This is a genomic window from Shewanella sp. A22 (genome assembly GCF_053850585.1).
In genome coordinates this window covers 1-2648 of the sequence record NZ_JBSQBN010000216.1, presented here as the reverse complement: position 1 = coordinate 2648, position 2648 = coordinate 1, and the positions used below count along the sequence as shown (strand labels likewise).

2 protein-coding genes and 3 pseudogenes are annotated in these 2648 nt (G+C 41.7%); 4 read left to right on the top strand and 1 reads right to left on the bottom strand.

The window, feature by feature from the left end; all coding sequences use genetic code 11:
• The 4 genes and pseudogenes from ACWXWT_RS20260 to ACWXWT_RS20245 form a co-directional block, all read left to right on the top strand.
• Positions 1–151 (top strand): annotated as a pseudogene (locus ACWXWT_RS20260) (IS66 family transposase); the annotation flags it as partial.
• Positions 145–815: pseudogene (locus ACWXWT_RS20255) on the top strand (IS3 family transposase); the annotation flags it as partial. The pseudogenes ACWXWT_RS20260 and ACWXWT_RS20255, both read left to right, overlap by 7 nt.
• A gap of 51 nt (positions 816–866) precedes the next feature.
• The gene (locus tag ACWXWT_RS20250) at positions 867–1028 is read left to right on the top strand and encodes a helix-turn-helix domain-containing protein (protein ID WP_456043372.1); all 162 of its coding nucleotides are present in this window, start codon (positions 867–869) and stop codon (positions 1026–1028) included.
• A 29-nt stretch (positions 1029–1057) separates the two neighbouring features.
• Positions 1058–1399 (top strand): hypothetical protein, encoded by a 342-nt coding sequence (locus ACWXWT_RS20245; RefSeq protein WP_456043371.1) that lies wholly within the window; start codon positions 1058–1060, stop codon positions 1397–1399.
• A 992-nt stretch (positions 1400–2391) separates the two neighbouring features.
• Here ACWXWT_RS20245 and ACWXWT_RS20240 read toward each other — a convergent pair.
• Positions 2392–2577, bottom strand: a pseudogene (locus ACWXWT_RS20240) (transposase domain-containing protein); the annotation flags it as partial.
• Positions 2578–2648 lie beyond the last annotated feature (71 nt).

Below are 2648 nucleotides of genomic sequence, written 5' to 3'. Positions count from 1 at the left end.
AGATAAAATCCCCCCGAAAATGGCATTGGGTAAAGCCATCCTTTATGCGCTGAATCAATTTGAAAAGTTCAGGCGTTACTTAGATGATGGCCGATTAACTATCGACAACAATCGCGCCGAACGGGCGTTAAAACCGTTTGTGATAAAGCGCTACGCAAAGAAGGGTTTAGCATTACTCGTTATCGCACTATTAAGTTAATGGCGCGATTGAAACTGGTGGTCACGCAACGTCTGGCTTATAAAGTCACCACAAAGCGTAAACACAGTGATAGCGTGGATGATAATTTGCTTAATATGAATTTTAATCCTGTTGGGCCAAACCAAGTCTGAGCTGGTGATGTGAGTTATCTTAAAACTGGCGAAGGTTGGTTATATCTTGCAGTTGTAATGGATTTGTATTCTCGCAGAACCGTCGGCAGGCATATCTCTAAGCGCATGACGAGAAGCTTATAGTTGAGAAAGCTTTTTTGAAGGCTTACCACTTGCGAAAACCACCAAAGGGCTTAGTGTTTCATAGCGATAGAGGTTCTCAATATACCAGTAAAGGCTATCGGCGCTTATTAACCAAACTTGACTGCCGAGTAAGCATGGGGGACGTGGGAGCGTGTTGGGATAATGCTGTTGTGGAGCGATTTTTTGGTAGTTTGAAACACGATTGGTTATTAAAAGTACCACAGCCAACTCGTCAACATATGCGTGATGATGTGGCGAAATATATGAAATATTACAATGTAGAACGGCTGCACTCGGCAAATGCTGATCAGTCACCGATTGATTTTGAAATTTTTTTTAGAAAAGTGTCCGGTTGGACTTGACCAGAACAAGAATTAGGTTGTACTTTTCATCAATAGCGGCTAACTGTTCGAATGATGCATGCATCGGTATTATTGAAGCGGGGTGAAAGTGTAATGAATGTTTCTTTTAAAGTAGGTTACGGCTCTCCTGGTGCTTTTAATACTGCTTTTAGAACCTATTTTGGTAAAACTGCTACTGATTACTGTGGGAAACCTTGCAGTGATAAATTATAACGAGTCAGATTTTAAGGTGAGAGTGTAGAATGAACTTATTTCAACGACAGTATAAAATTATTACTCTTGCTGAAGAAGTAGAGAACTTTCTTGCCACGGAAATCAAAATTGGAAGTGTATTTGAATACATACCAGTGTCAGCCGTTAGTCATTACATTGCTAGGTTTTATACTGATGAGTTTGCAGGTTATGACCGTAATACTCGCTGCCTAATGGCAATGGCTTATTGTGCTGCGCAACTGCCAGATGACCGTAGCGATGTGGAGAACCTTGCTTTTTATGTTATAAAACAAGTAAGTTACAGCTATCAACAACTTACTTCTTTAGTAGAAATTGCCTCTCAAAAAACATTTTCAAAAAACATGGTTTGATGAGTTTGTTAGTCAAATGATTATAGCTTTCTGTAGGGGTATTGCGGTGGTCACCGTTCTAGATTTTATATTGCAGAACATAAAGACTATGGTAAACCGAAATGAATATACTGCGATTGAGCTGCAACATTAACTCATTTTGGGGCGTGCGACGTGAAGTCGTATGAAGCGCTGTTCACCGCTTAACGAGTGAACCATCTGTATCACCAGATGAACCTAGGGCTCTGAATAAAGTAGCGAGCCTGACAATGTAACAAAGTCTATCGAAATAGGCGGGAACTGAATCGTGAGAGGAAGCTCCTCCTGATAACCACATAAATCGGGTAAGTGCTACGGAGTCAGTATGATGAACAGGTTGCGGTAGGAATGAGCATTACTGCTCACCCCCCGCACAGTTCTGAACGTGCGCTACTAAGGCATCCGGCTCCTACCTTGGGTGTTTGGCGTAAAAGCGCTGTTCCGGATAAGGGTGAACGATCTTGGGTTTCGGTAACCAATATTTGATGTAGTAGTTATAGCGTTCCCATGTCATGCGATGCCTTTGACTACGTCGCCTTAGACTCTTTAACCAAAGCTTCTTTACTTCCTCTACAAATTGGCCGATACATTTTGAGTTAAAAGGCACACCATAATAATTAATGTGGCCCTGTATTACTCGTTTCAGCCAACGCCCCGCCTCCCAAGGCTTGTCATGAAGACGCTTGCGAAGCTCAAGTTTAATTCGCTTGAGATGGGATATTTGCCTTTTCCGCATCGTTTTCCGCTTTACTACGACTTCTCCTGACTGCTTTCTACCAAGATAATGTGTGAAACCTAAAAAGTTAAACGTTTTATACCATTAATCCGCATTAAATTATGATCGTAACCGTCTAGCGAACCACACCTACTGTTTAACATTCCAGGGTAACAAGCTATCGATATTGGGTTCTGGTTTACACAGTTCATCAAGGCAAACCATGATGTAATCAAAGTAAGCGTCCGGGCAACTACACCTACCTTTTAAAATTCCATGGTAACAGGCTGTCTATATCCGGTGCTGGTTGGCACAGTTCATTAAGACAAGCCATGATGTAATCAAATGGTAATAAGCCATTTACCTTTGCGGTTTCCACAATGCTGTAAAGCGTGGCACTAGCATGAGCCCCATTAGCTGTCTGACTGAATAACCAATTTTTTCGGTTATGTTGATATCAACATAACCGAAATTATGTGCAGTTCCCCGTTATGTGCAGTAACCCCACCTTTGCTG